Origin of the sequence: Lachnospira sp., assembly GCF_016290755.1 — a bacterium.
GTDB lineage: Bacteria > Bacillota > Clostridia > Lachnospirales > Lachnospiraceae > Lachnospira > Lachnospira multipara.
In genome coordinates, this window is record NZ_JAEEVD010000019.1 from 17,363 (window position 1) to 41,469 (window position 24,107).

Consider the following 24,107-nt stretch of genomic DNA (forward strand, 5'->3'; position numbering starts at 1 on the left):
AATTTTAGCTAATGTTAGCTTATAATAGATAGCTAGAATATTTGGAGGACTAGATAATGAAATTGTCAGGCATTGGTGGTCAGGCAGTCATAGAGGGTATTATGATGCGCAACAAGGATAAGTATTCCGTTGCAGTCAGAAAGCCAGACCAGGAAATTGAAGTCATTGTAAAAGATTGCAAGATGACCACACAGAAATATAAATGGTTAAACTACCCAGTAATTAGAGGTATCTTTAACTTCTTTGATTCGTTATTTACAGGAATAGGTGTAATTAACTATTCATCAACATTTTACGAAGATCCATCAGAACAGGAAAAGACAAAGATTGATGAGATTGGTAAGAATATTTTTAAGGATAAGTTTGAATCTATCCTTATGGCAGTAACAGTTATTATATCTATTTTCTTAGCTGTTGGCTTATTTATGATTCTACCATTTGCAGTATCAAGATTATTGTCAAATTATGTGGCTTCAAAGGGCTTGTTAAACTTCTTTGAAGGCATTGTAAGAGTATTGATTTTTATTCTCTACCTTGTGGTAATTTCTCAGCTAAGTGACATTAAGAGAACCTTTATGTATCATGGTGCAGAGCACAAGTGTATTAACTGTATCGAGCATGGTGCAAGACTTACACCAGAGAATGTTAAGAATAGTTCTAGATATCACAAGAGATGTGGAACAAGTTTCCTATTTGTTGTAATGTTTATTAGTATTGTTTTATTTATCTTTATTAGAGTGGAGAATACAGCAGCACAGATTATTATCCGTGTGCTTTTAATCCCTTTAATTGCTGGCCTTTCTTATGAATTAATCATGTGGGCTGGAAAGAATGACAATAAGTTTACAAGAGCTTTGAGTAAGCCAGGTATGTGGCTTCAGAGACTTACAACTAAGGAACCTGATATGGATATGATCGAAGTTGCTATTAAGGCAGTGGAGAAGGTATTTGATTGGGAGAAGTTCTTAGTTGAAGAGTATTATGAAGGTTCAGAAAATCTCGTGGAAGATATTGAAAATTCTGAAAGAGAGCTTTCAATTTCAGCAGCTCAGGTTGGAAAGAGACATAGAACTACACGTTCCATCGTTGTTGAGAATAAAGAAGAGGACGAGAAGGAATTAACAGCGGAAGAGAAGTATATCAAGGCTGCTAAGGAATTTGAGGCTACGCAGCAAGGCGATAGCTTAGAGTCTGTTTATGAGACAATTAATGAGCTTGAAGAAGCTGAGGGTAATCCAGCTAATCACAGCGCAGGCAATTATGAAAGTGCTAACTTTACTACAGTAACTAAGCCTTTAGAAGAAGTAGCAGAAGATACTGAAGCTTCTATTGAAGACGACTTCGTATTTGAAGAAGTAGAAGAAGTTCCAGCTAAGGATTCTTTTGAAAATGTAAGCACTAACGAGACTTCAGAAACAGCCCTAGAGGATGATTCCTTTGAATTTGAAGAAGTATCAGCTGATGCAGAGGGCGACCTTGATTTAGCTATTGAAGATTTATCAGAAGAAGATGATGATGCAGGCTTTGAATTTGAAGAAGTAGAAGAAATCGAAGCTAAGGCTGAGTCAGAAGAAGTTGAAATGCCAGCTTTTAAGACAAGACATAGAGATTAAGCGAATAATTAAATTACGAATTAACAAAAGGACTGTATATATTTTTTACAGTCCTTTTTGATAGAAAGGATAAATATGACTATAAGGGAAGAGATTCTTAATGCCAGTAGAATATTAGAAGCAGCTAATATTGAAAATGCTAGCTATGACGCTAAAGAATTAATGCTTCATTGCCTTAATATTTCCTCAACTGACTTCTTTTTAAAAAGAGAAGAAAGCATAGATGAAGATACAAAGTTAAGATATGAAGCCCTAATAAATAGAAGAGTTAGCCATGAACCCTTACAACATATAACAGGAATCGCCTACTTTTACGGCCGAGAATTTAATGTAAATAGTAGTGTGCTTATTCCAAGATACGACACAGAAAATTTAGTGGAGCGAGTGCTTAAGTTAGTTAAGAGAGGCGACCACATTTTAGATATGTGCACAGGCTCAGGTTGTATTATTGAGACAATTGCCCTAGAGTCTAGACTTACTAGAGAAGAAGCAGTATTTCTAGGAGTTGATATATCCAAGGAAGCGCTTAAAGTAGCAAGGGCCAATAAGGAAAAGCTTGGGGCAGATGCCGTAGATTTTATGCAAAGTGACCTTTTTGAAAACTTAAATGATAATTTAAGAAATTCTTTTGACATCATTGTTTCAAATCCTCCTTATATTAAGACTGCTGTAATAGAGGAGCTTGATAAGGAAGTTAAGTTACACGACCCATATATTGCCCTAGATGGCAGTAGTGATGGACTAAAGTTTTATAAGAAGATCACTGAGGAAGCGATACATTTTCTAAAAAAGGATGGATATCTTGCTTACGAAATCGGTAGTGACCAGGCAGAGGAAGTAAGGGATATTATGGCTTCTAAGGGCTTTGTAAATATAGAAGTTTATAAAGACCTTTCAGGACTTGATAGAGTAGTGATAGCTAAATTGGAGGACGGCCTCTAACTAAAACATCTTGCATAGTTTCTTTACTAATGTTAGAATAAATATTCGTGTGAGTTAAATTAGGTTATTGAAAGGTTAGGTTAATCTTATGGATATGTTTGATAGACTTGAAGATACAGTTAATAGATATGAAGATATTAATGCAGAACTTGCAAACCCTGATGTAGTTAATGATCAGGCTAAGTTTAGAAAGTTAATGAAGGAGCAGGCTAATCTTACTCCTATCATTTCTGCATATACAGAATATAAAACTAATAAGCAGAATGTTGAGGATAGCTTAGCTATTCTTGATGAAGAATCAGATGAAGAATTAAAGGATTTAGCTAAGGAAGAATTAGCAGAATCTAAGGCTAGAATCGCAGAACTTGAGACTGAGCTTAAGATTTTACTTCTTCCTAAGGACCCTAACGATGATAAGGATATCATTATGGAAATTAGAGCAGGTGCCGGTGGTGAAGAAGCAGCACTTTTCGCAGCAGAATTATTCCGTATGTATACTCATTATGTTGAGTCTAAGGGCTGGAAGGTTGAGGTTTTATCAGGTGATGAAACAGGTATCGGTGGCCTTAAAGAAATCGAATTTATGGTTAAGGGCCAGGGAGCATACTCAATCATGAAGTATGAATCAGGTGTTCATAGAGTTCAGAGAGTTCCAGTTACAGAATCTAATGGTAGAATCCAGACTTCAACTGCATCTGTAGCATGTATGCCAGAGGCTGAAGAAGTTGATATTCAGATTAATGAGAAGGATATTAGAATTGATGTTATGCGTGCTTCTGGTAACGGTGGTCAGTGTGTCAATACAACTGATTCAGCTGTACGTTTAACACATTATCCTACAGGTATTGTTATTTATTCTCAGACTGAAAAGTCTCAGATTCAGAATAAGGAGAAGGCTTTTGCCTTACTTCGTGCTAAGTTATACGACTTAGAAACACAGAAGGCTCATGATGCTGAAGCAGATGCTAGACGTAGCCAGATTGGTACTGGTGATAGAGCTGAGAAGATCAGAACATATAACTTCCCACAGGGTAGAGTTACAGACCATAGAATCGGTCTTACACTTTATAAGCTTGATAAGATTATGGATGGTGACATTCAGGAAATCATTGATGCTTGTATCGCAGCAGATCAGGCAGCTAAGCTTGCTAAGATGGGCGAATAATAATTTAGAGAATAATAATTAGATAAGATTTTAGCTAGGTGCTTTAGTACCTAGCTTTTTTAATATCATGATTTTTGATGTTATGATTTTGCTTTCTTGTTATCAAACTTCATTTCTTGTATAATATATAAATAATACCTATAGTTTTTGTAAGAGGTAAATTTATGGCATTATATAGAAATGTTACGGATAGAGGCGTTAAAAAGCCCTTAGACATAACGGGTCATATCCAGAATAAAATGCTAAAAAAGAATATAGGTGATTTAAGACGATTAGGAGCAGATATCTCAAATTCCAGATTTAAAGATATGGATATAGGCTCCGATAAAGTCATGCAACAATATATAAAAGAGCTGGTGACATTTCTTGAAAGCTACGATTTTTCAAGGCTTGATCAAAGACTTGCCAACGTGCAATTTAGCGCAGCACTAAATACAGCCAAAGAAATGGATGAAAAAGCTAAGGAACTTGGTATTAATCCTATATCAAAGCTACTGGGGGATATTATTAAAGACGTGAAAAAAAGAGATGATTCCTCAGCAAGACAGGAACTATCTTTAATTAATAAGAAGCGTAATGCTATCTTAGTTAAATTAGGTAGAAATAAAATTTAATATAGATTATTTCTGCAAGAGTAGAAAACTAGAAAGACAATTAATTTCAAGGAGGCATTTAATGGACAAGATTTTACAAAAAATCAAGACAGTAATTAACGAAATAATTTTGTTGTCTATTGCGTTAATAGTTGTGGGGGTATACTTAATTATTGAGCCTATGGGAGCTCAGATTGTTATCTGTAGAATATTTGGCGCACTATTTTTAGTATGGGGAGTTCTAAGAGTAATTACTTACTTTAAAACAGATAAATCAGTAATTTTTGCATCCTTTGGTTTGGTGCAGGGCTTAACACTTATTTTCTTAGGACTATTTTTTATCATAAATCCTGTGGAAATAGCAGCATTTTTTGGTATAATTCTTTCTATAGTTGTTATGATTAATGGCGTGTTAATGATTCAATATGCAATAGAATTAAAAAGACTAAATTCTCCTTCTTGGTGGCTTGAAATTCTCTCGGGAATTTTAATGCTAATTTTAGGGGTAGTAGCCTTAGTTAATCCTTTTGCAACAAGTGCAACACTAATGGTATTTATCGGTGTTATCTTAATTTATGAGGGCATTGTAAATTTAGTTTCAGTCCTTAGAATCACATCCATTGCAAAGCAAGTAGAATACGAAGTAAAGGATGCAGTTAATAAGGTTAAGGATGAATTTAGACCAAACTAGGAAGCTATGCTACTAGGGTTTCAAATTTATTAGAAATTTTATTAACTAGAAAAGATATGGCAAAGAAATATTACGCAGTAAAGGCAGGCAGAAAGCCTGGAATTTATGAAAGTTGGGATGAATGTAAGGCCTTGGTTACAGGCTTTAAGGGAGCAATATATAAGAGCTTTACAAGTCTAGAGGAGGCAAAGGCCTTTATGGAGATAGGCTATGAGACAGCGACAGGCACTAAAGCTCCTAGCTCTAATAAGGCTAATAATGAAAATGTCACAAGACCCGAGACTATTGATGACAATTACGCCTTCGTGGATGGCTCTTTTAATATTGCCACTGGAGTTTATGGCTATGGCGGATTTTTAATAGTGGGTAAGGAAAAGTACGTGTTACAAGGATCAGGAAGCGATAAAGAGATGGCTTCAATGCGAAATGTATCAGGAGAAATCCTAGGTAGTATGGCAGCTATTAAGAAAGCTATAGAACTTGGCTTATCAGAAGTCTACATTTATTTTGACTATATGGGAATTAGAGCCTGGGCTCTTGGAGAGTGGAAGAGAAACAAGACCGGCACAATTAAATATTACGACTATATTCAATCGGTAAAAGATAAGATAGATATACATTTTATCAAGGTTAAAGGCCATTCCGGAGTGGAAGGTAATGAAGAAGCCGATAGACTGGCAAAAGCAGCAGTGGGAATCCAATAGGATTCCCATTTTTTTTACACACTTAACAGTTTTTCTTTACAACTGTCTTGTCAGTTGTAAAGTTTAGTGGTATAGTCATTACAACGTTTAACCTTAAACGTTATTAGCAGATTAAACGGGGCTTTAGGTATAGTTATTAGGAAACCTAACTAATAACTATACTGACAAGCAAAGAAAGGACTGCGGATGGGAGATTTATGTCAATAGTAGATGATATTTTAAAGCTTAAAGAGGAAAAGAACGCCGTAATTTTAGCTCACTATTATGTAGACGAGGAAATTCAAGAGATAGCTGATTACGTTGGCGATTCATTTTACTTAAGCAAGGTAGCAACTAAGGTAGACCAGGATAGAATAATCTTTGCAGGTGTAGAGTTCATGGGTGAAAGTGCTAAGATTTTAAATCCTAACAAGAGAGTCTTTATGCCAGATGCATCAGCGGACTGTCCAATGGCTCACATGGCAACAAAGGAAGAGATTTTAAAGATGAGAGATGAGTACGATGATCTAGCTGTAGTCTGTTACATCAATTCAACAGCAGAACTAAAGACATATTCTGATGTCTGTGTCACATCTTCTAATGCCGTTAAGATTGTGAAGAGCTTGCCTAATAAGAACATTTTCTTTATTCCAGATCAGAACCTAGGTCGTTTCGTGGCTGAGCAGGTTCCAGAGAAGAATGTAATTCTTAATAACGGCTTTTGCCCAAGACACGTAGCAATCACAAAGGAACATGTATTAAATGCTAAGAAGGCACATCCTAATGCAAAACTTGCAGCACATCCAGAATGTACAAAGGATGTACTTGATGAGGCAGATTACATTGGAGCTACATCAGGAATCATTAATTATGTAGTAAATTCTGAAGAGGAAGAATTCCTTATTGGAACAGTTGATGGTGTACTTGCAGAAATCAATAAGAAGGCACCTGATAAGAAGTTATATTTATTAAAGCCAGATCAGATTTGTATCAATATGAAGAAAGTCACTCTTGATAAGATTTTAGATTGTCTAGAAGAGGACTGTAACGAAGTCTTTGTTGATGATGAAACAAGACTTAAGGCCTTAGTTCCACTTGAGCGCATGCTTGAACTTGCAGCCAAGTAGGAGCTATAAAAGAAAGGGGTATATTTATGGAGAACAAGACAGATATTTTAATCGTCGGATGTGGATGTTCAGGACTATATGCAGCCCTTAATTTACCAGCGAGCAAAAAGATTACAATTATTACTAAGTCCGACCTAGAAAGCTCAGATTCCTTCTTAGCTCAAGGTGGAATGTGCATGTTAAAGGACAAGTCGGATTACGAATCATTTTTTGAGGACACCCTAAAAGCTGGTCATTATGAAAATGATAAGAAGTCGGTAGAAATCATGATTAAGTCATCACCTGAGGTCGTAGAGGACCTACTAGAATACGGTGCAGACTTTAATAAGGATGAGAAGGGAGACCTTGCCTACACTAAGGAAGGCGCTCACTCTACTAACAGAATCATTTATCATAAGGATGTAACAGGTAAAGAAATTACATCAACACTTTTAAGAAAAGTTCAGACATTGCCAAATGTTACATTTTATGAAAATACAAGAATGCTTGATATTATAGAAAAAGATCAGGTATGTGTTGGCGCAGTAGTTAAGGACGCTAATGGGGAACTTGTAAAAGTTGAGGCAGAGACAGTAATTCTTGCCACAGGCGGAATTGGTGGAATCTATAAGCACTCAACAAACTTTAAGCACCTTACAGGAGATTCTCTTGCAATTGCCCTTAAACATGGCATCGAATTAAAGAATATTAATTACGTGCAGATTCATCCAACAACCTTTTATTCAAAGGATGACAAGGAAAGAAGCTTCCTAATTTCAGAATCTGTAAGAGGTGAGGGCGCCCTTCTTTATGATAAGAATGGCAAGCGTTTTGTAAATGAATTGCTACCTCGTGACCTTTTAACAGAGGAAATTAAAAAGCAGATGGCAAAGGATAAGACTGAATTCGTTTGGGAAGACCTACGTACAATTCCTAAAAAAGAGTTAGAGGAACATTTTCCTAATATAATTGCTCACTGCAAGGAAGCAGGCTATGACGTATTTAAGGAGCCAATTCCAGTAGTTCCAGCCCAGCATTATTTCATGGGTGGAATTAAAGTTAACTATGAATCTAAGACTAATTTTGAAAATCTTTACGCTGTAGGCGAGACAGCTTGCAACGGCGTACATGGTAGAAATAGACTAGCTAGTAACTCATTACTTGAAAGTCTTGTATTTGCAAAAAGAGCAGCCCTTGATATGACAAACAAGGAGCTTGATTCTAAGGCAAGTCTTATTGTAAATAACGCAGATAAGATTATTGCTGAGGTGGATTTAGATAAGTATAAGGACGAAGAGGCTCTAAATGAGACTTACAAGAAACTAGTTAAAGATAAGATAGATGAGGAAAATAGAATTTATAAAGCTTTAAGAGCTTAGAATGGGAGATTATTTATGTTTGATGAAGTAACATTAAGACTTAACGTTGATCCTTTAATTTTAGGAGCGTTAAAGGAAGATATTACAAGTGAAGACGTTACAACTAATAGTGTAATGCCAACAAAGAAGCAGGGTAGCGTAGATTTAATTGCCAAGGAAGAGGGCGTTATTTGCGGCCTTCAGGTATTTGAAAGAACCTTCAAATTACTTGACCCTGAAACAGTAGTTAGCTTTAGCGTAGAGGATGGCGACAAGGTAACTAAGGGACAAAAGATTGGTCAGGTAGATGGCGATATTAGAGTTTTACTTTGCGGCGAGAGAACAGCCCTTAACTATTTACAGAGAATGAGCGGTATTGCAACTTATACTAATAGCGTGGCTTCTTTACTTAAAGGTACTAAGACAAAGTTACTTGATACAAGAAAGACAAGCCCTAACAATAGAATTTTTGAAAAATATTCTGTAAGAGTTGGTGGCGGCAATAACCACAGATACAACCTAACAGATGGTGTTTTACTTAAGGATAATCACATTGGGGCAGCAGGCGGCGTAAAGGAAGCAATCCTTGCAGCTAAGGAATACGCTCCATTTGTAAGAAAGATTGAAGTTGAAGTTGAAAATCTTGACATGGTTAAGGAAGCTATTGAAGCTGGCGCAGACATTATCATGCTTGATAATATGAGCCATGAAGATATGGAAAAGGCCATGAAGATTATTGATAAGAAGGCAGAGGTTGAGGTTTCTGGAAATGTAACAAAGGAAAACATTGAAAGACTTACAGACCTTGGAGTAGACTTCATTTCAAGTGGTGCCCTTACTCACTCAGCACCAATTATGGACTTATCTTTAAAGAATCTTCATCCAACAGAGTAATATCTAGAAAATGAGCTAGACTTTAGAAAAAGTCTTAACCTTATAATTAGCCTTGTTGAAGATTTTGGGATAATTAATTATAATTATTCTATAATAGGATTTAGAAAGGATTAGCCAGATGAATGGTGAAGATAGAAGAAAAGGTATTGTTGATATTTTAAAAAAATCAGATAAGCCTATGTCTGGTGAAGCTTTGGCTAGAAGATTCGATGTAAGTAGACAGGTCATAGTTCAAGATATTGCCTTGATTAGAGCTAAGAACATTGATATCTATTCCACTAATAGAGGATACGTAATTAGTGCTAAGAATGAGGAATTTTCTAGGGTATTTAAAGTTTATCATACCGATGATGATGTGGAGACAGAGCTTAATGCAATCGTGGATTTAGGCGGCTGGGTTAAGGATATCTTCGTATATCATAGAGTTTACGGCGTTTTAAAGGCCGATATGAATATTCATTCAAGACGTGATATAAAGGAATATATGGAAGAGATTAAAAGCGGAAAAAGCACCTTGCTTATGCATATAACTTCCGGATATCATTACCATACAATTGTAGCATCAGATGAAAAGACTTTAGAATATATATGGGATGAGCTTCAAAGATTAGGATTTATAGCCAAACTACAGGATTATGAGCCAGTAGATTTTTGGAGTAAAGAAGAGACAACAATATAGGACTAAGAACAATAAAGAATATGGACTAGGAAACTATTCGTAAAAAATAGTTTTCTAGTCCTTTTTTTAGTATATAATATAATTTACTAGCTAGTAAGATTTTTCTTACTAGCTTTGGAGCGGAAAATCAAATCCGCTCTTATTTTATTGAAGGAGATTTATATGAAGAAAGCAAGAATTATTCGAAGAGTCTTAATAAGCGTTTTGCTTGTTATAGCAGTATTGTTTACAACTTTTTTTGTCTACACAGCCGATTATTATAAGGCCAGTGAAAATGTGGACACTTGTTTAGAATCAGATGATGACGTAAATGTATATATGCTTGATAGTAACGATATGGTATTTAGTCCCACAGGAGATGTAAAGGCAGGAATTATCTTTTATCCCGGAGGAAAGGTAGAGTACACTTCCTATGCACCATTACTTCATGAACTAGCCAGTGAAGGGGTTTTATGCATTTTAGTAAAGATGCCAAGAAACTTAGCTATTCTTGGAATTAACAGAGCGGATGGCCTTAAGGAGAATTTCCCTGAAATAACAGATTGGTATATGGCAGGCCACTCTCTTGGGGGAGCTTGTGCTTCTATGTATATAAGTAAACATAGTAGTGAGTACACAGGCCTTATCCTACTTGCAGCTTATTCCACTAAGGATTTGTCTAAAACTAATATAAATGTATTGTCAATTTATGGATCTGAGGATGGTGTACTAAAAAAAGATTCTTATGAGAAAAATAAGTCAAATCTGCCTGACAACTGGGTTGAAGAGGTCATACAAGGTGGATGCCATTCATTTTTTGGAAGTTATGGCTTGCAAGATGGCGACGGAAACGCTACTATAACTAACAAGGATCAAATTGATATAACAACAGGTTTTATAATTAATTTCATATCCGAACAAAGCTAATTGGAGGACATTTACTTATGGAGAAAAGAAAAACTTTTGGTGGGTCAATAGGATTTGTATTGGCCGCAGCTGGAAGCGCAGTTGGTCTTGGAAATATATGGAGATTTCCATACCTAGCAGCAAGAGATGGAGGAGGACTATTCCTTGTTGTATATATTGTGCTTGCACTTACCTTCGGATTCACCTTAGTAACCGCCGAAATTGCAATAGGAAGGAAAACTAAGCAAAGCCCCCTAACAGCATATGGTGTATTGAATAAGAAGTGGACATGGCTTGGATGGTTATCAAGCATCGTGCCTTTTATCATATTACCTTATTATTGTGTAATTGGTGGATGGGTATTAAAGTACCTAATTGCATTCATAACAGGACATGGCGTTGACGCAGCTACAGAAGGTTATTTTACTGATTTTATTACTAGTAAAGCAGAACCAATCGTTATGATGTTTATATTCTTATTATTAGTTTGTATTGTAATTTACTTGGGCGTAAATAAAGGTATTGAATCCTTTTCAAAGATTATTATGCCAATATTACTTGTATTAGTTGTGGGAATTGCTATATTTTCATTAACAATTAGTAAGACAGATGACAGCGGCGTAGTAAGAACTGGTGTACAGGGATTAAAATATTACGTAATTCCTAACTTGGATGGAATAACAATCAAGAAGTTCTTTACAGTAGTAATGGATGCTATGGGACAGTTATTCTATTCATTATCAGTAGCTATGGGTATCTTAATTGCCTATGGTTCATATGTAAGAGATGATGCTAACTTACCAAAGTCAATTAACCAGATTGAAATCTTTGATACAGTAGTAGCTTTCCTTGCAGGTGTTATGATTATTCCTGCAGTTTATGTATTTTCAGGAACAGAGGGTATGTCTTCAGGACCATCCCTTATGTTTGTAGCATTACCTAAGATTTTCGCATCAATGGGTAAGATTGGAAATCTAATCGGTGTCGTATTCTTTGCAATGGTACTCTTTGCAGCCATTACAAGTGCTATGTCAGTACTTGAGGCTATTGTATCTGGCATGATTGATAGCGATAAGAACTACAATAGAGGTCAGGCAGTAATTATTGAATTCTTTATTGCATTCATTCTTGCTTGCCTTGTATGCTTTGGTTACAATGACCTTTACTTTGAATTCAAGCTTCCAAACGGAGCAGTAGGTCAGATCCTAGATATTATGGATTACATTAGTAACAGTATCTTAATGCCAATAGCAGCTATTGCTACATGTATTTTAGTAGGCTGGGTAATTAAGCCAAAAGCTATTATTGAAGAAGTAGAAAAAAGCGGAGATAAGATGGGCAGAAAGGGCTTATTCACAATTATGATTAAGTATATAGCTCCAGTTTGTCTATTTATCCTATTACTTATGAGTCTTGGTGTTTTTTAGTATTAAATAAAAAGGAAATTAAAGGAGTGAGTTATGAGGTAGACCCTTGTGGCTCACTCTTTTTTTAGAGATAAAATTTGACACTAAAGGTAAAATTTGCTACAATGTTGCGCGTATGAGAAGTAACCCTTTTCATGCAAATATGACCACTTTTTAAATTTAATTTAAAAAGTTAAGCCTAACGGACAGGCGGGTCGGTTGCCGGTGTGGTAAACCCACGTTATTGATTGAGCAAAAGCTCTGTTTTTTAAGTTGATTACTTTATAATCGGTGCTAATTAGCACATCATCTTGTTAAACGGTCAATAAAGAGTAACACGTATTTGCATGTAATGCTATAGGAATTCTCTACATTTTATAACAGACTGATATTGAGGTGATTGTGCGAGTATGCATGGTCGCCTCTTTTTTAGTGACTAAAACTTTAGTGACTAAAACTGTGCAGCAGCACGCTTTGCATGCTAGCATGCAAAAGCGGTGCTATTGCACAGTCAAACAGAAATGAGCAAGTAGACGCAAGGCGTCGGATTGCGAATTTCTGCAGCATCATGAGAGTGCGAAGCACGAAATGATGCGTAGGTCACTAAATAGTAGAGGGATGTGCCCTAACAACCAGCGACAAGGCAAAGCCGGAGTCGCGTCCGGCCAAAACAGCCAGCTGCAAGGCGAAGCCACTTGCAGCGTCATAAAAGAAGTAAGCCAAGCGGCTACGCCCTAACAACCAGCGACAAGGCAAAGCCGGAGTCGCGTCCGGCCAAAACAAGCAGCTGCAAGGCGAAGCTACTTGCAGCGTCCGGAGCAAAAAAGCCCTCCGGCTTTGCAGCGTCCGATAACACAACTTAAAAAACAGAAATTATAAAGAGGAGGCAAGTACTATGCTAGATCAGACAAGAGCTCCTATATACGAGGCATTAGAAAAATTAAGACGACAAAGAGTAGTTCCCTTTGATGTTCCTGGGCATAAACGAGGAAGAGGTAACCCAGAACTAGTAGAATTACTTGGTGAGCGTTGTGTTGGAATAGATGTAAACTCCATGAAGCCACTAGATAACTTAAGTCATCCAATCTCTGTAATCAAAGATGCGGAAGACCTTACAGCTAGTGCTTTTGGGGCAGAGAATGCATTTTTAATGGTAGGTGGAACAACTTCAGCTGTGCAGGCTATGATTCTTTCAGTCTGTAAGCGAGGTGATAAGATCATCTTACCTAGAAACGTACATAAGAGCGCAATTAATGCATTAGTACTTTGCGGTGCGATTCCAGTATATGTAAACCCTGAGGTTAATAAGGATTTAGGCATCTCTCTTGGAATGGAAGTTTCAAGTGTGGAGGAAGCTATAAGACAGAATCCTGACGCTGTGGCAGTACTTGTTAATAACCCAACTTATTATGGTATTTGCTCAGATATTAAATCTATAGTTAAGATTGCTCACGAAGCAGGAATGAAGGTGCTTGCCGATGAAGCTCATGGTACACATCTTTATTTCCAGCCTGACCTACCAATTTCAGGTATGGCAGCAGGAGCTGATATGTCAGCAATTTCCATGCATAAGTCAGGAGGAAGCTTAACTCAGAGTTCAATTTTACTTACTAATAAAGGAGTTAATGCAGACTATGTAAGACAGATTATTAATCTAACACAGTCTACATCAGCTTCATATTTATTACTATCAAGCCTTGATATTTCCCGTAGAAATTTAGCCCTTCGCGGGGAGAAATCATTTTCAAAGGTAATGGAAATGGCCGAATATGCAAGAAAGGAAATCAATAGCATAGGTGGCTATTATGCCTATGGTAAGGAATTAGTTAACGGTACTAGCGTATATGATTACGATGTAACAAAGTTATCAATTCACACATTAGGTATTGGACTTGCAGGTATTGAGGTGTATGATTTACTTAGAGACGAGTACGATATTCAGATAGAATTTGGCGATGTAAGTAACATTTTAGCTTATATCTCCATTGGCGATAGATTACAAGATATTGAAAGACTTGTTGGTGCCCTTGCAGATATTGCAAGAATTTATAAGAAGGACAAGACTGGTATGCTAACAGGTGAGTTTATTAGCCCAGTGGTTGCTAAGTCACCTCAGGAAGCTTTCTATGCCAACAAGATATCTCTTCCACTTAGGGAAACTAAGGGAAGAATTTCTGGTGAAAATGTAATGTGTTACCCACCAGGAATCCCAATCCTTGCACCAGGCGAGGAAATTACAGAAGAGATTATTGAGTATATCGAGTATGTAAAGGAAAAGGGATGTTCTATGCAAGGAACAGAAGATCCTGAAGTTAATAATTTAATGGTTTTGGTTTAGGAAGGTTTTAAGATATGGAAATGTGGTTTTCTGAACTTCACACATCTAATGTGAAGATATCAATGAGAATTGAAAAGCAGCTATTTTCTGGAGTTTCAGATTGCCAAAGAATCGATGTATTGGTATCTGATGAATTTGGCAAGATTTTAGCACTAGATGGTGAGATACTTTTTTCAGAGAAGGATGAGTTTATCTATGATGAAATGGTAACTCATGTACCTATGTCGGTTCATCCAAATGTTAAAAAGGTTCTTATCATTGGTGGAGGCGATGGTGGCGTTGCCACAGCCCTTACACAATATAAAACAATCGAACAAATTGATGTTGTAGAGCCAGACGAGATGTTTGTGGAAGTCTGTAAGGAGCACTTCCCAGAGCTTGCCTGTGGTCTAGAAGATGAAAGAGTTAATGTCTATATTCAGGATGCTCTTAGATTTTTAAGAAGCAAGTCAGATGAATATGACTTAATTATAAATGATGCAACAGACCCTTTTGGTTACACAGAAGGACTCTTTACTAAGGAATTTTATGGCAACTGCTATAAGGCCTTAAAGGAAGACGGTATAATGGTTTACCAGCACGGAAGTCCATTTTATGAGGAAGACAAAGAAGAATGTGTGAAAATGCATCGTAAGGCCTATAAGGCTTTCCCAATCAGCAGAGTTTATCAGGCACACATTCCAACATGTCCATCCGGTTATTGGTTATTTGGATTTGCATCTAAAAAATATCATCCAATTAACAACTTTAAGCCAGCAGAATGGAAGAAGCTTGGTATCAAGACACGTTACTACACAACCAATCTACATAAAGGCGCATTTATGCTTCCAAAATATGTAGAGGATATGCTTGAAGAAGAAGAGAGAGACTAATTTTAAGGAGGATTAATAATGAGCCGTTTATTAATTATTGGCTGCGGTGGCGTAGCTCAGGTTGCTATTACAAAGTGTTGTCAGAATAGCGAAGTATTTACAGAGATTTGTATTGCCTCAAGAACAGTATCTAAGTGTGAGGCTTTAAAGGAAAAGTTAGAAAAGAATACAACTACAAAGATTACAACTGCTAAGGTAGATGCAGATAATGTAGATGAATTAGTAGCTTTAATTGAAAGCTATAAGCCAGAGGCTGTACTTAACCTTGCCCTTCCATACCAGGATTTAACTATTATGGATGCTTGTCTTAAGACAAAGGTTAACTATATTGATACAGCTAACTACGAACCAGAGGATACAGAAGATCCTGAGTGGAAGGCTATTTATGAAAAGAGATGTAAGGAAGCAGGATTTTCTGCTTACTTTGATTACTCATGGCAGTGGGCATATCAGGATAGATTCAAGGAAGCTAATATCTTAGGCCTTCTTGGTACTGGTTTTGACCCAGGTGTTACATCAGTATTTACAGCTTATGCTAAGAAGCACTACTTCGATACAATCGAAAGCGTAGATATCCTTGATTGTAACGGTGGTGATCACGGTTATCCATTTGCTACAAACTTTAACCCAGAAATCAACCTAAGAGAAGTTTCAGCTCCAGGTTCTTACTGGGAAGATGGACATTGGGTAGAAATCCCAGCTATGTCTATTAAGAGAGAATACGATTTCCCAGAAGTTGGTATGAAGGATATGTATTTACTTCACCACGAAGAAATCGAATCTCTTGCAAAGAATTATCCAGAGATTAAGAGAATTAGATTCTTTATGACATTTGGTCAAAGCTACCTTACACATATGAAGTGTTTGGAAAATGTTGGCATGTTAAGAACAGATCCTGTTAATATTAACGGTGTTGATATCGTTCCAATTCAGTTCTTAAAGGAATTATTACCAGACCCTGCAACACTTGGCCCAAGAACAGTAGGTAAGACAAATATCGGTTGTATCTTTAAGGGTAAGAAGGATGGTAAGGATAAGACAATTTATATCTATAATGTATGTGACCATCAGGAATGCTACAAGGAAGTTGGCTCACAGGCTATTTCTTATACAACAGGTGTACCAGCTATGATTGGTGCTATGATGGTGGTAACAGGTAAGTGGAATGGAACAGGCGTATTTAACGTAGAAGAATTTGATCCAGATCCATACATGGAAGCACTTAATAAGTGGGGCTTACCATGGGTTGTTGATGAGAATCCAGCTATTGTAGAATAATAATAAAACTAATTGGAAACTAGTAGCGTCACTAGGCGGGCGTTACTAGTTTTTTTAGAAGGGAGTAAGAAATGAACATAAGAGACTTAAAAACTCCAGCTTACGTAATAGATGAGAATAAATTAGAGGAAAATTTAAAAGTGCTTGAAAGTGTTGAAAAGGCAGCAGGATGTAAGATTTTACTTGCACAAAAAGCCTTCTCAAACTTTTACACCTACCCTTTAATTTCAAAATATATTAGTGGAACTACAGCTAGTGGCCTTTATGAAGCCCGTCTAGGTAAAGAAGAGATGGGAAAGGAAAACCACGTATTTGCACCAGCCTTTAAAGATGAAGACATGGAAGAACTAGTTAAGATTTGTGATCACATAGTCTTTAACTCAATTTCTCAGTTAGAACACCATAGACCAGTTTGGCAAAAAGCAGGGGTTAGCGTAGGTTTAAGAATCAATCCTGAATTTTCTACACAGGGAGACCATGCAATTTATGACCCATGCGCTCCAGGTTCTAGATTTGGCGTGACTTTAAAGAAATTAGAGGAAGCACTAGAAGCTAATCCAAGGCTACTAGATGGTGTGGATGGAATACATTTTCATACTCTTTGTGAACAGGATTCAGATGACCTTGAGGCCACACTAGAAGTGGTTTTAGATAAGTTTGATTTTGTCTTAAAGGGAAGAAAATGGATAAACTTTGGCGGTGGTCATCATATAACAAGAGAGGATTATGACATCGAGACTTTAATTAGATGCATAAATCAGGTGAAGGCTAGATATAACTGCGAAGTTTACCTTGAACCAGGAGAGGCCATTGCCCTTAATGCAGGTTACCTTGTAACCACTGTTCTTGATAAGGTGGATAACGGCATTGAGACACTAATCCTTGATGCATCGGCAGCTTGTCATATGCCAGATGTCCTTGAGATGCCTTATGTTCCACCCCTTAAAGATGCGCTTAAGGTGGAGGATACTGACCTTGATATTTGGACTATTAAGAAAATGTACAAAAATGGCATATCTCCAGTGAGAGCCATGGGTAAGCAAATCATGGAAGGTTACAGTCATGTCTATAGACTTTCAAGCTTTACCTGCCTTGCAGGAGACATTATTGGAGACTACTGCTTTAAGGGTGAGATAAATATAGGTGATAAGTTAATCTTTGAGGATATGGCAATTTATTCTATGGTTAAGAATAATACCTTTAATGGCATTCCTCTTCCAAGCATTGCTACTATGAAGGACGGAGATTGTAGAATAATTAAGGAATTTGGCTACGAAGACTTTAAGGGAAGATTAAGTTAGAAAAGGTCTATAAAGCTTAGATTTAAGATCATAGAAATTTTATGAAACTAAATTTTCCACAACTAAATAGATTATGATAAAATTAATATGCACGGTTTGTGCATATTAATTTTTTAATCCCATCACACATTTATGAGGTTACAATGAGAATAGATAATAAAGCATGTATGGCAGAATATAGAATGCCTGCAGAGTATGATAGACATAAGGCAACCATTATGATTTGGCCCGTTAGACCAGGTTCTTGGCCTAATGGTGGTGTAAAGGCTAAGGAAGTCTTTACTGAAATTGCAAGACATATTGCAAGACATGAAGAGCTTATAATGGTAGCAAGTAAGGAATATGAAGAAGAGGTTAAGTCTTATCTTTTATCTAAGGATGATGAGGCTGATCCTGATTTAATAAATAAGAACATTAAGATAGTAATTGCAGATACTAACGATGCTTGGGCTAGAGATACATCTCCAATTTTTGTAAAGAAATTGGGAGACAACAAAGCTGTTTGTGGAGTAAACTTTTCCTTTAATGCTTGGGGCGGGGACTATGACGGTTTGTATGCCCACTGGGAAGAGGATGATAAGCTAGCTATTAACATTTGCAATGAATTAGGATATGACTATTTTGATGCAGCCCCTTTCGTCTTAGAAGGTGGCTCAATTCATACAGATGGTAAGGGTACTTTAATAGCGACAGAAAGCTGCCTACTTAGTCCTGGTAGAAATCCTAAATTATCTAAGCAGGAAATTGAAGAGGTCCTTAAAAAGACCCTTGGTATGAAAAAGATTATTTGGATTCCTTATGGAATTTATAATGATGAGACTAACGAGCATGTGGACAATGTCTGTGCCTTTACCTCAGAAGCTAATGTGGTTTTAGCTTGGACTGATAAAGAAGACGATCCACAGTATGCAATGTCTATGGCAGATTTAAAGGTTTTAGAAAATGAGACCGATTGCGATGGGCTTCCTCTAAAGGTTCATAAGTTATATATCCCAGATATTCCTGTAACTATTAAGGAAGAGGATTTATTAGGTTATGAATTTGAAGAGGGCGAGGATGAAAGAGAGTTAGGCGAGAGATTAGCAGCAAGCTATGCTAACTTTTATATTGCCAATGGAATCGCTTTAGTTCCTCAGTTTAACGATAAGAAAGATGCAGATGCAATCGCTCTTTTACAGGCATTAATGCCTGATAGAAAAGTAATAGGAATCTATGCAAGAGATATTATTGTAGGTGGTGGTAACATCCACTGTATCACAATGCAGATTCCAGAATAGAGGGGCTTGCCCTATTATTTAGAAAGGTGCGTAAAGACGCAAAAAGATATGAATAAGTATAGTAAATTTAAAGTGGCATATTGTTTAAACATTTGCCTAGTTGTATTGGGAATTGTAGGTTTAATCGTAAGCATACATAGTAACGGACTTGGATTATTTTCATATTACACACAGGATAGTAACATCCTTGGTTTACTCTCAAGTTTGTGCTTTGTAATCACAGGCTATGAAGGCTTTAAGAGTGGTGAAGTAAAGACAAATAACTTCGTTTCTAAGTTTAGATTTATGGCTACATCATGTATGTGCCTTACTTTCTTAGTAGTTGTATTTGTTTTAATTCCACTTGCAGGATTTAAGTGGACAGGCTGGTATTTATTTGGTGGTGCTAACCTTTACTACCACACACTTTGCCCAATCATTAGCTTTATAAGCTTTACATTCTTTGAGGATGTAGTGAATTTAAGATTTGTAAATACAGCAATTAATTTTATCCCAACTGTAATTTATGCAGCAGTAACAATTACTCTTAATGCCCTAAATGTTATGTATGGACCATATCCATTCTTAAGAGTGCATGAACAGTCAGTACTTGCTTCAGTAATTTGGTTTATTGTTATTGTAGGCGGTTCATGGGGATTATCGATTTTAGTTTACATTTTAAAAAAGAAGAATTTAAAGGCAGCCTAAATTTAATTCTAAAGGAGATTTATGAATAAAAGAGAAGTAAAGGTGGCAGCAGTTCAGTTTGCCTGTACAAGAAATGTTGATGAAAATATAGCTACAGCCGATAAGTACGTGCGAGAAGCCGCTAAGGCTGGAGCTAATATTATCCTTATTCCGGAACTTTTTGAAAGACAGTATTTTTGTCAGGAGAGAAGATACGATTATTATGACTTTGCTACAAGTATAGAGGATAATAAGGCAGTGAATCATTTTATAGAAGTCGCTAAGGAATTATCAGTTGTAGTAATTGTAAGCGTTTATGAAAAGGATATAACAAGATTATTTAATAGCGTTGTAGTTATTGATGCTGATGGAACTAATCTTGGAACATATAGAAAGACTCATATTCCAGATGATCACTATTATCAGGAAAAATTCTACTTCACACCTGGAGATACAGGCTTTATGGCCTTTGAAACTAAATTTGCAAAGATTGGTGTGGGAATTTGTTGGGATCAGTGGTTCCCAGAGACTGCTCGTTCTATGGCACTTTTAGGTGCAGAACTTTTATTTTACCCAACAGCCATTGGCAGTGAGCCAATCTTAGAGCTAGATAGTATGCCACACTGGAGAAGAGTTATGCAGGGTCACTCAGCAGCTAATTTAATGCCAGTTATTGCAGCTAATAGAATTGGACGTGAGGACGTTACTGCAAGCGAAGCTAACGGAGGTCAGACATCAAGTCTTAACTTCTATGGTTCATCCTTTATTACTGATAACACAGGTGAAATTGTTGAGGAACTTGGAAGAGATGTGGAAGGTGTAATCTGCCACAGCTTTGATTTAGACGAGTTAGAAAAGGATAGAATGTCATGGGGCCTATTTAGAGATAGAAGACCAGACATGTATAAAATAATATCAGAAAAGTAGGAATAGAATATGAAGAAGCTTACGATTGGAATGCTTGCCCATGTAGATGCTGGAAAAACCACACTTTCAGAGGCCATTCTTTTTAAAACAGGAGTTATACGTAAGCTTGGTAGAGTTGATAATGGTGATGCCTTTCTTGACACGGACGAAGTGGAAAAGAATAGGGGTATCACCATTTATTCTAAAGAAGCCAAGTTTAACTATAAGGACCTTGAAGTCAATTTAATAGATACCCCAGGACACGTGGATTTTAGTGCAGAGATGGAGAGAAACCTTTGGGCATTAGATATTGCAGTTATTGTAATAGACCAGGCAGATGGTGTTATGGGACATACAGAGACAGTATGGAATTTGCTATCTAAATTTAAGATTCCTACTTTTATTTTTGTGAATAAAATGGACCAGGCAGGGGCTAGTAAAGAAAGAGTCTTAAAGATTTTACAGAATAGACTTTCCACTAACTGTATTGATTTTAATAAAAAGGATATGGAGGAAATCTCCTTTGCATCAGATGAAAGTTTAGATGAATATTTGGAAGCTGGGGAAGTTTCAAAAGAAACTATTGTGTCTGAAATTTACAAAAGACATCTCTTTCCAGTGCTTTTTGGTTCAGCACTAAAACTAGAGGGTGTAGAAGAATTACTGGATGCAATTAATGATTATAGTAAGGATACTTATAGCGGCAAGGAAGAGCTAGACTTTGGCGCTAGAGTTGTAAAGATAACTAGAGAAAATAACGATAGATTGGTACATTTGAAATTAACTTCTGGTAGCCTTCAGGCAAAAGACATGATTGGTGAGGAGAAGGTAAATCAAATTAGAGTCTATAATGGTGATAAATTTAGCCCTGCAAAATCGGTATCTGCAGGAGATGTCTGCGCAATAGTGGGCTTAAATGAAGTAACTGCAGGCCAAGGTCTTGGTATTGAAAATCTAGCAAATACCGCAGTGATAGCACCAGTCCTTGAGTATAAGATGATTCTACCAAAGGATAAGGATCCATTAGTTATGCTACCTCTCCTTAGACAGTTAGAAGAGGAGGAGCCAGCTCTAAATATTAGATGGAATGAAGAATTTAGAGAAATTATTGTTAGTCTAATGGGTGCTGTGCAGCTTGAAATTCTAACAGGACTTATTAAGAAGAGATTTGGCGTTGAGGTTTCCTTTGGAACTGGTAGTGTGGTTTATAAAGAGACTATTAAGGGCAGCAGCTATGGTATTGGCCACTTTGAGCCTTTAAGACACTATGCAGAGGTACATTTAAAGCTAGAAGAAGGCGAGCGAGGTTCTGGCCTTATATTTAAAACAGAATGTAGCGAAGACTTACTTGATAAGAACTGGCAAAGACTGGTTTTGACACATTTGCAGGAAAGAAATCACAAAGGTGTCTTAATTCGCGCCAACATAACCGACATGGTTATAACTTTGGTAAATGGTAGAGCCCACCCTAAGCATACAGAGGGCGGTGACTTTAGACAGGCTACCTATAGAGCTATTAGACAGGGCCTTATGAGGGCAGAGTCTGTGATTTTAGAGCCTTACTATGCTTACGAGATTAGGCTTGATAGAGCCTATATTGGCAGGGCTATGACAGATATTGAGAGAATGGGCGGCAGCTCTAATTTAATAGATAATGGAGATGAGTGCTTAATTCAAGGTGAGGCGCCAGTAGTAGCCATTGGAAATTATCAGGCTGAGCTTAATACTTACACTAAGGGCACGGGCCGCATTAGCTTACAGATGGCAGGCTATAAGGAGTGCCACAATAGTGAGGAAGTAATTGAGGCTAAGGCTTATGATCCTGAAAGAGATACAAGAAACCCTGTGGATTCTGTATTTTGCGCCCATGGTTCAGGCTATACTGTGCCATGGTTTGAGGTTAGAGACCACGCTCACTGTGAAATTATTGAAGAAAATGGACATACAACAGGAGATGTATCACTTCGACCAATAAATGCTAAAGCTGCCTCAAGAACAGTGTCTGATGAGTGGATTGGAACCGAGGAAGTAGATAGAATCCTATCTGAAACCTACTACTCTAATAGTAAGTCAGATGCTGCTAAGGAAAGAAAGAGAAAGAAAAATGAAAATAATGGGGCAAGATATGTAACTGCCTGGGGAGACTCTTCTAAGGAGAGTTTGTATTCTGAGAAGTATGTAGGTAAGGACTTGACTCTTTACGGCAATAAAAACAAGGAAGGTGCAAAGAATTACCTACTTGTGGATGGCTATAATATTATTCATGCATGGCCAGAACTTGATGAATTGCAAAAGACTAATTTTGATGGGGCAAGGGGTAGACTCCTTGATATTATGCAGCATTATCAGTCTCTAATTCATTCAGAGCTTATTGTGGTTTTTGATGCCTATAAGGTAAAGGGACATCAAGAAGAGTTTGTGAATCTTAATAACATTCATGTGGTTTACACTAAGGAAGCGGAAACTGCAGATCATTACATAGAAAAATTTGCCCATGAAAATGGCAGAAAAAGAAATGTAACAGTGGCAACCTCTGATGGAGTGGAACAGGTGATTATTAGAGGTCAGGGATGCATTTTAATGTCTGCAAGGGAATTGCTTGAAGATGTGGAGAAGAGAGAAGAGGAACTTCGAAAGAATTTCTTAAATAAACACTTCTAATATTGATAAAACTTTTTCAATGTATTAATCTTATAAATGCGCAATTTTAAATTGCTTTGGCAATAAAGGAGAGATTTATGAGTAAGTTATGGGTTGTTGGAGATTCTACACTTAGTAGTTTTGAAGACAAGTATTATTATCCAAGATATGGATACGGAACAAAATTGGGAGAATACCTAAATGATAAGGTAGAAGTGGTAAACATTGCACTTTCAGGTAGAAGTTCTCTTTCCTTTACTAAAGAAGAAAATTACGAAACATTGATGAATAATATGGAGTCTGGAGATTTCCTACTTATGGGCTTTGGCCATAATGATGAGAAGGCTGAAGTAGACAGATTTAGAACTGCAGTGGGAGACTATAAGACAGAAGGAAGTTTTGCAAACTCACTATATGTAAACTATATTGAACCTGCAAGAACAGCAGGAGTGGTGCCAATTCTTGCTACACCTATTGTTAGACGTAAGACTGAGGATAATTGGAGCAATGTTCAGCTTCACATCACTGAGGATAACGGTGATTTTAAGGGTGGCGACTATCCAGAGGCAGTAAGAAAGCTAGCAGCAGATACACATGTTGCCCTAGTTGATATGACAGAGATTACAAGAAAGTTTTATGAGGAGCTTGGAGTTGAGGAAACTGCTTATCTTCACGCTTGGTCTTGTAATAACATGGTAAGTGTGGATAACACTCACACTAATGTATGGGGCGCCTACGTCAATGCATTCTTTGTTATGAAGACTATTAAGGAGCTTGGAATTGCTGGTCTTTCTGAAAATGTAATAGACCTAGC

20 protein-coding genes and 1 pseudogene are annotated in these 24,107 nt (G+C 37.0%); all 21 read left to right on the forward strand.

Going from position 1 to position 24,107, the window contains the following annotated elements; all coding sequences use genetic code 11:
- Positions 1-56 precede the first annotated feature (56 nt).
- Positions 57-1,613, forward strand: coding sequence for a DUF1385 domain-containing protein (locus QVA17_RS12525; protein ID WP_330635157.1), 1,557 nt, complete (start codon positions 57-59; stop codon positions 1,611-1,613).
- A 75-nt stretch (positions 1,614-1,688) separates the two neighbouring features.
- Complete coding sequence (gene prmC / locus QVA17_RS06380; RefSeq protein ID WP_287387140.1) at positions 1,689-2,555, forward strand: peptide chain release factor N(5)-glutamine methyltransferase; 867 nt, start codon at positions 1,689-1,691, stop codon at positions 2,553-2,555.
- Positions 2,556-2,649: 94 nt separating this feature from the next.
- Positions 2,650-3,720 (forward strand): peptide chain release factor 1, encoded by a 1,071-nt coding sequence (gene prfA / locus QVA17_RS06385; protein ID WP_074521881.1) that lies wholly within the window; start codon positions 2,650-2,652, stop codon positions 3,718-3,720.
- Between the two features lie 164 nt (positions 3,721-3,884).
- Complete coding sequence (locus QVA17_RS06390; protein WP_027432206.1) at positions 3,885-4,334, forward strand: hypothetical protein; 450 nt, start codon at positions 3,885-3,887, stop codon at positions 4,332-4,334.
- A gap of 61 nt (positions 4,335-4,395) precedes the next feature.
- On the forward strand, positions 4,396-5,004 hold the full coding sequence (locus tag QVA17_RS06395) for an HdeD family acid-resistance protein (protein ID WP_287387142.1): 609 nt from the start codon (positions 4,396-4,398) through the stop codon (positions 5,002-5,004).
- 56 nt (positions 5,005-5,060) lie between these two features.
- Positions 5,061-5,708 carry a ribonuclease H family protein gene (locus QVA17_RS06400; protein WP_287387143.1) on the forward strand — a complete coding sequence of 216 codons (648 nt, stop codon included), beginning with the start codon at positions 5,061-5,063 and terminating at the stop codon, positions 5,706-5,708.
- A gap of 197 nt (positions 5,709-5,905) precedes the next feature.
- Positions 5,906-6,814 (forward strand): quinolinate synthase NadA, encoded by a 909-nt coding sequence (gene nadA / locus QVA17_RS06405; RefSeq protein ID WP_287387144.1) that lies wholly within the window; start codon positions 5,906-5,908, stop codon positions 6,812-6,814.
- Between the two features lie 26 nt (positions 6,815-6,840).
- Positions 6,841-8,172: an L-aspartate oxidase gene (locus QVA17_RS06410; protein WP_027432210.1), complete on the forward strand. Its 1,332-nt coding sequence runs from the start codon at positions 6,841-6,843 to the stop codon at positions 8,170-8,172.
- Between the two features lie 15 nt (positions 8,173-8,187).
- A complete protein-coding gene (gene nadC / locus QVA17_RS06415) occupies positions 8,188-9,045 on the forward strand; it encodes a carboxylating nicotinate-nucleotide diphosphorylase (RefSeq protein ID WP_027432211.1) in 858 nt (285 codons plus the stop codon).
- A 118-nt stretch (positions 9,046-9,163) separates the two neighbouring features.
- Entirely contained in the window at positions 9,164-9,724 is a 561-nt protein-coding gene (locus QVA17_RS06420) for a transcription repressor NadR (protein ID WP_287387147.1), read from the forward strand.
- Positions 9,725-9,886: 162 nt separating this feature from the next.
- Positions 9,887-10,630, forward strand: a complete 744-nt coding sequence (locus QVA17_RS06425; protein ID WP_287387149.1) for an alpha/beta hydrolase — start codon at positions 9,887-9,889, stop codon at positions 10,628-10,630.
- A 17-nt stretch (positions 10,631-10,647) separates the two neighbouring features.
- The gene (locus QVA17_RS06430) at positions 10,648-12,036 is read left to right on the forward strand and encodes a sodium-dependent transporter (protein ID WP_287387151.1); all 1,389 of its coding nucleotides are present in this window, start codon (positions 10,648-10,650) and stop codon (positions 12,034-12,036) included.
- Positions 12,037-12,910: 874 nt separating this feature from the next.
- A complete protein-coding gene (locus QVA17_RS06435; RefSeq protein WP_027432215.1) occupies positions 12,911-14,353 on the forward strand; it encodes an aminotransferase class I/II-fold pyridoxal phosphate-dependent enzyme in 1,443 nt (480 codons plus the stop codon).
- 14 nt (positions 14,354-14,367) lie between these two features.
- Positions 14,368-15,225, forward strand: a complete 858-nt coding sequence (speE, locus tag QVA17_RS06440; protein ID WP_027432216.1) for a polyamine aminopropyltransferase — start codon at positions 14,368-14,370, stop codon at positions 15,223-15,225.
- Positions 15,226-15,243: 18 nt separating this feature from the next.
- Positions 15,244-16,503 (forward strand): saccharopine dehydrogenase family protein, encoded by a 1,260-nt coding sequence (locus tag QVA17_RS06445; RefSeq protein ID WP_074521768.1) that lies wholly within the window; start codon positions 15,244-15,246, stop codon positions 16,501-16,503.
- Positions 16,504-16,574: 71 nt separating this feature from the next.
- On the forward strand, positions 16,575-17,804 hold the full coding sequence (gene nspC / locus QVA17_RS06450) for a carboxynorspermidine decarboxylase (RefSeq protein ID WP_287387157.1): 1,230 nt from the start codon (positions 16,575-16,577) through the stop codon (positions 17,802-17,804).
- A gap of 143 nt (positions 17,805-17,947) precedes the next feature.
- Positions 17,948-19,081, forward strand: coding sequence for an agmatine deiminase (gene aguA / locus QVA17_RS06455; RefSeq protein WP_287387158.1), 1,134 nt, complete (start codon positions 17,948-17,950; stop codon positions 19,079-19,081).
- Positions 19,082-19,129: 48 nt separating this feature from the next.
- Positions 19,130-19,768 carry a hypothetical protein gene (locus QVA17_RS06460; protein WP_287387160.1) on the forward strand — a complete coding sequence of 213 codons (639 nt, stop codon included), beginning with the start codon at positions 19,130-19,132 and terminating at the stop codon, positions 19,766-19,768.
- 21 nt (positions 19,769-19,789) lie between these two features.
- Complete coding sequence (gene aguB / locus QVA17_RS06465; protein WP_103953377.1) at positions 19,790-20,674, forward strand: N-carbamoylputrescine amidase; 885 nt, start codon at positions 19,790-19,792, stop codon at positions 20,672-20,674.
- A gap of 9 nt (positions 20,675-20,683) precedes the next feature.
- Positions 20,684-23,314 (forward strand): TetM/TetW/TetO/TetS family tetracycline resistance ribosomal protection protein, encoded by a 2,631-nt coding sequence (locus QVA17_RS06470; RefSeq protein WP_287387161.1) that lies wholly within the window; start codon positions 20,684-20,686, stop codon positions 23,312-23,314.
- A 77-nt stretch (positions 23,315-23,391) separates the two neighbouring features.
- Positions 23,392-24,107 (forward strand): annotated as a pseudogene (locus QVA17_RS06475) (SGNH/GDSL hydrolase family protein); the annotation flags it as partial.

Bases quoted from the DNA above. Each gene is read 5' to 3' on its own strand.
- speE (WP_027432216.1), top strand. From the start codon at position 14,368: ATGGAAATGTGGTTTTCTGAACTTCACACATCTAATGTGAAGATATCA.
- aguB (WP_103953377.1), top strand. From the start codon at position 19,790: ATGAATAAAAGAGAAGTAAAGGTGGCAGCAGTTCAGTTTGCCTGTACA.
- QVA17_RS06400 (WP_287387143.1), top strand. From the start codon at position 5,061: ATGGCAAAGAAATATTACGCAGTAAAGGCAGGCAGAAAGCCTGGAATT.
- QVA17_RS06395 (WP_287387142.1), top strand. From the start codon at position 4,396: ATGGACAAGATTTTACAAAAAATCAAGACAGTAATTAACGAAATAATT.
- QVA17_RS06430 (WP_287387151.1), top strand. From the start codon at position 10,648: ATGGAGAAAAGAAAAACTTTTGGTGGGTCAATAGGATTTGTATTGGCC.
- QVA17_RS06420 (WP_287387147.1), top strand. From the start codon at position 9,164: ATGAATGGTGAAGATAGAAGAAAAGGTATTGTTGATATTTTAAAAAAA.
- prfA (WP_074521881.1), top strand. From the start codon at position 2,650: ATGTTTGATAGACTTGAAGATACAGTTAATAGATATGAAGATATTAAT.
- QVA17_RS06410 (WP_027432210.1), top strand. From the start codon at position 6,841: ATGGAGAACAAGACAGATATTTTAATCGTCGGATGTGGATGTTCAGGA.
- QVA17_RS12525 (WP_330635157.1), top strand. From the start codon at position 57: ATGAAATTGTCAGGCATTGGTGGTCAGGCAGTCATAGAGGGTATTATG.
- aguA (WP_287387158.1), top strand. From the start codon at position 17,948: ATGAGAATAGATAATAAAGCATGTATGGCAGAATATAGAATGCCTGCA.
- QVA17_RS06460 (WP_287387160.1), top strand. From the start codon at position 19,130: ATGAATAAGTATAGTAAATTTAAAGTGGCATATTGTTTAAACATTTGC.
- QVA17_RS06445 (WP_074521768.1), top strand. From the start codon at position 15,244: ATGAGCCGTTTATTAATTATTGGCTGCGGTGGCGTAGCTCAGGTTGCT.
- QVA17_RS06390 (WP_027432206.1), top strand. From the start codon at position 3,885: ATGGCATTATATAGAAATGTTACGGATAGAGGCGTTAAAAAGCCCTTA.
- QVA17_RS06425 (WP_287387149.1), top strand. From the start codon at position 9,887: ATGAAGAAAGCAAGAATTATTCGAAGAGTCTTAATAAGCGTTTTGCTT.
- QVA17_RS06470 (WP_287387161.1), top strand. From the start codon at position 20,684: ATGAAGAAGCTTACGATTGGAATGCTTGCCCATGTAGATGCTGGAAAA.
- QVA17_RS06435 (WP_027432215.1), top strand. From the start codon at position 12,911: ATGCTAGATCAGACAAGAGCTCCTATATACGAGGCATTAGAAAAATTA.
- nadC (WP_027432211.1), top strand. From the start codon at position 8,188: ATGTTTGATGAAGTAACATTAAGACTTAACGTTGATCCTTTAATTTTA.
- nspC (WP_287387157.1), top strand. From the start codon at position 16,575: ATGAACATAAGAGACTTAAAAACTCCAGCTTACGTAATAGATGAGAAT.
- nadA (WP_287387144.1), top strand. From the start codon at position 5,906: ATGTCAATAGTAGATGATATTTTAAAGCTTAAAGAGGAAAAGAACGCC.
- prmC (WP_287387140.1), top strand. From the start codon at position 1,689: ATGACTATAAGGGAAGAGATTCTTAATGCCAGTAGAATATTAGAAGCA.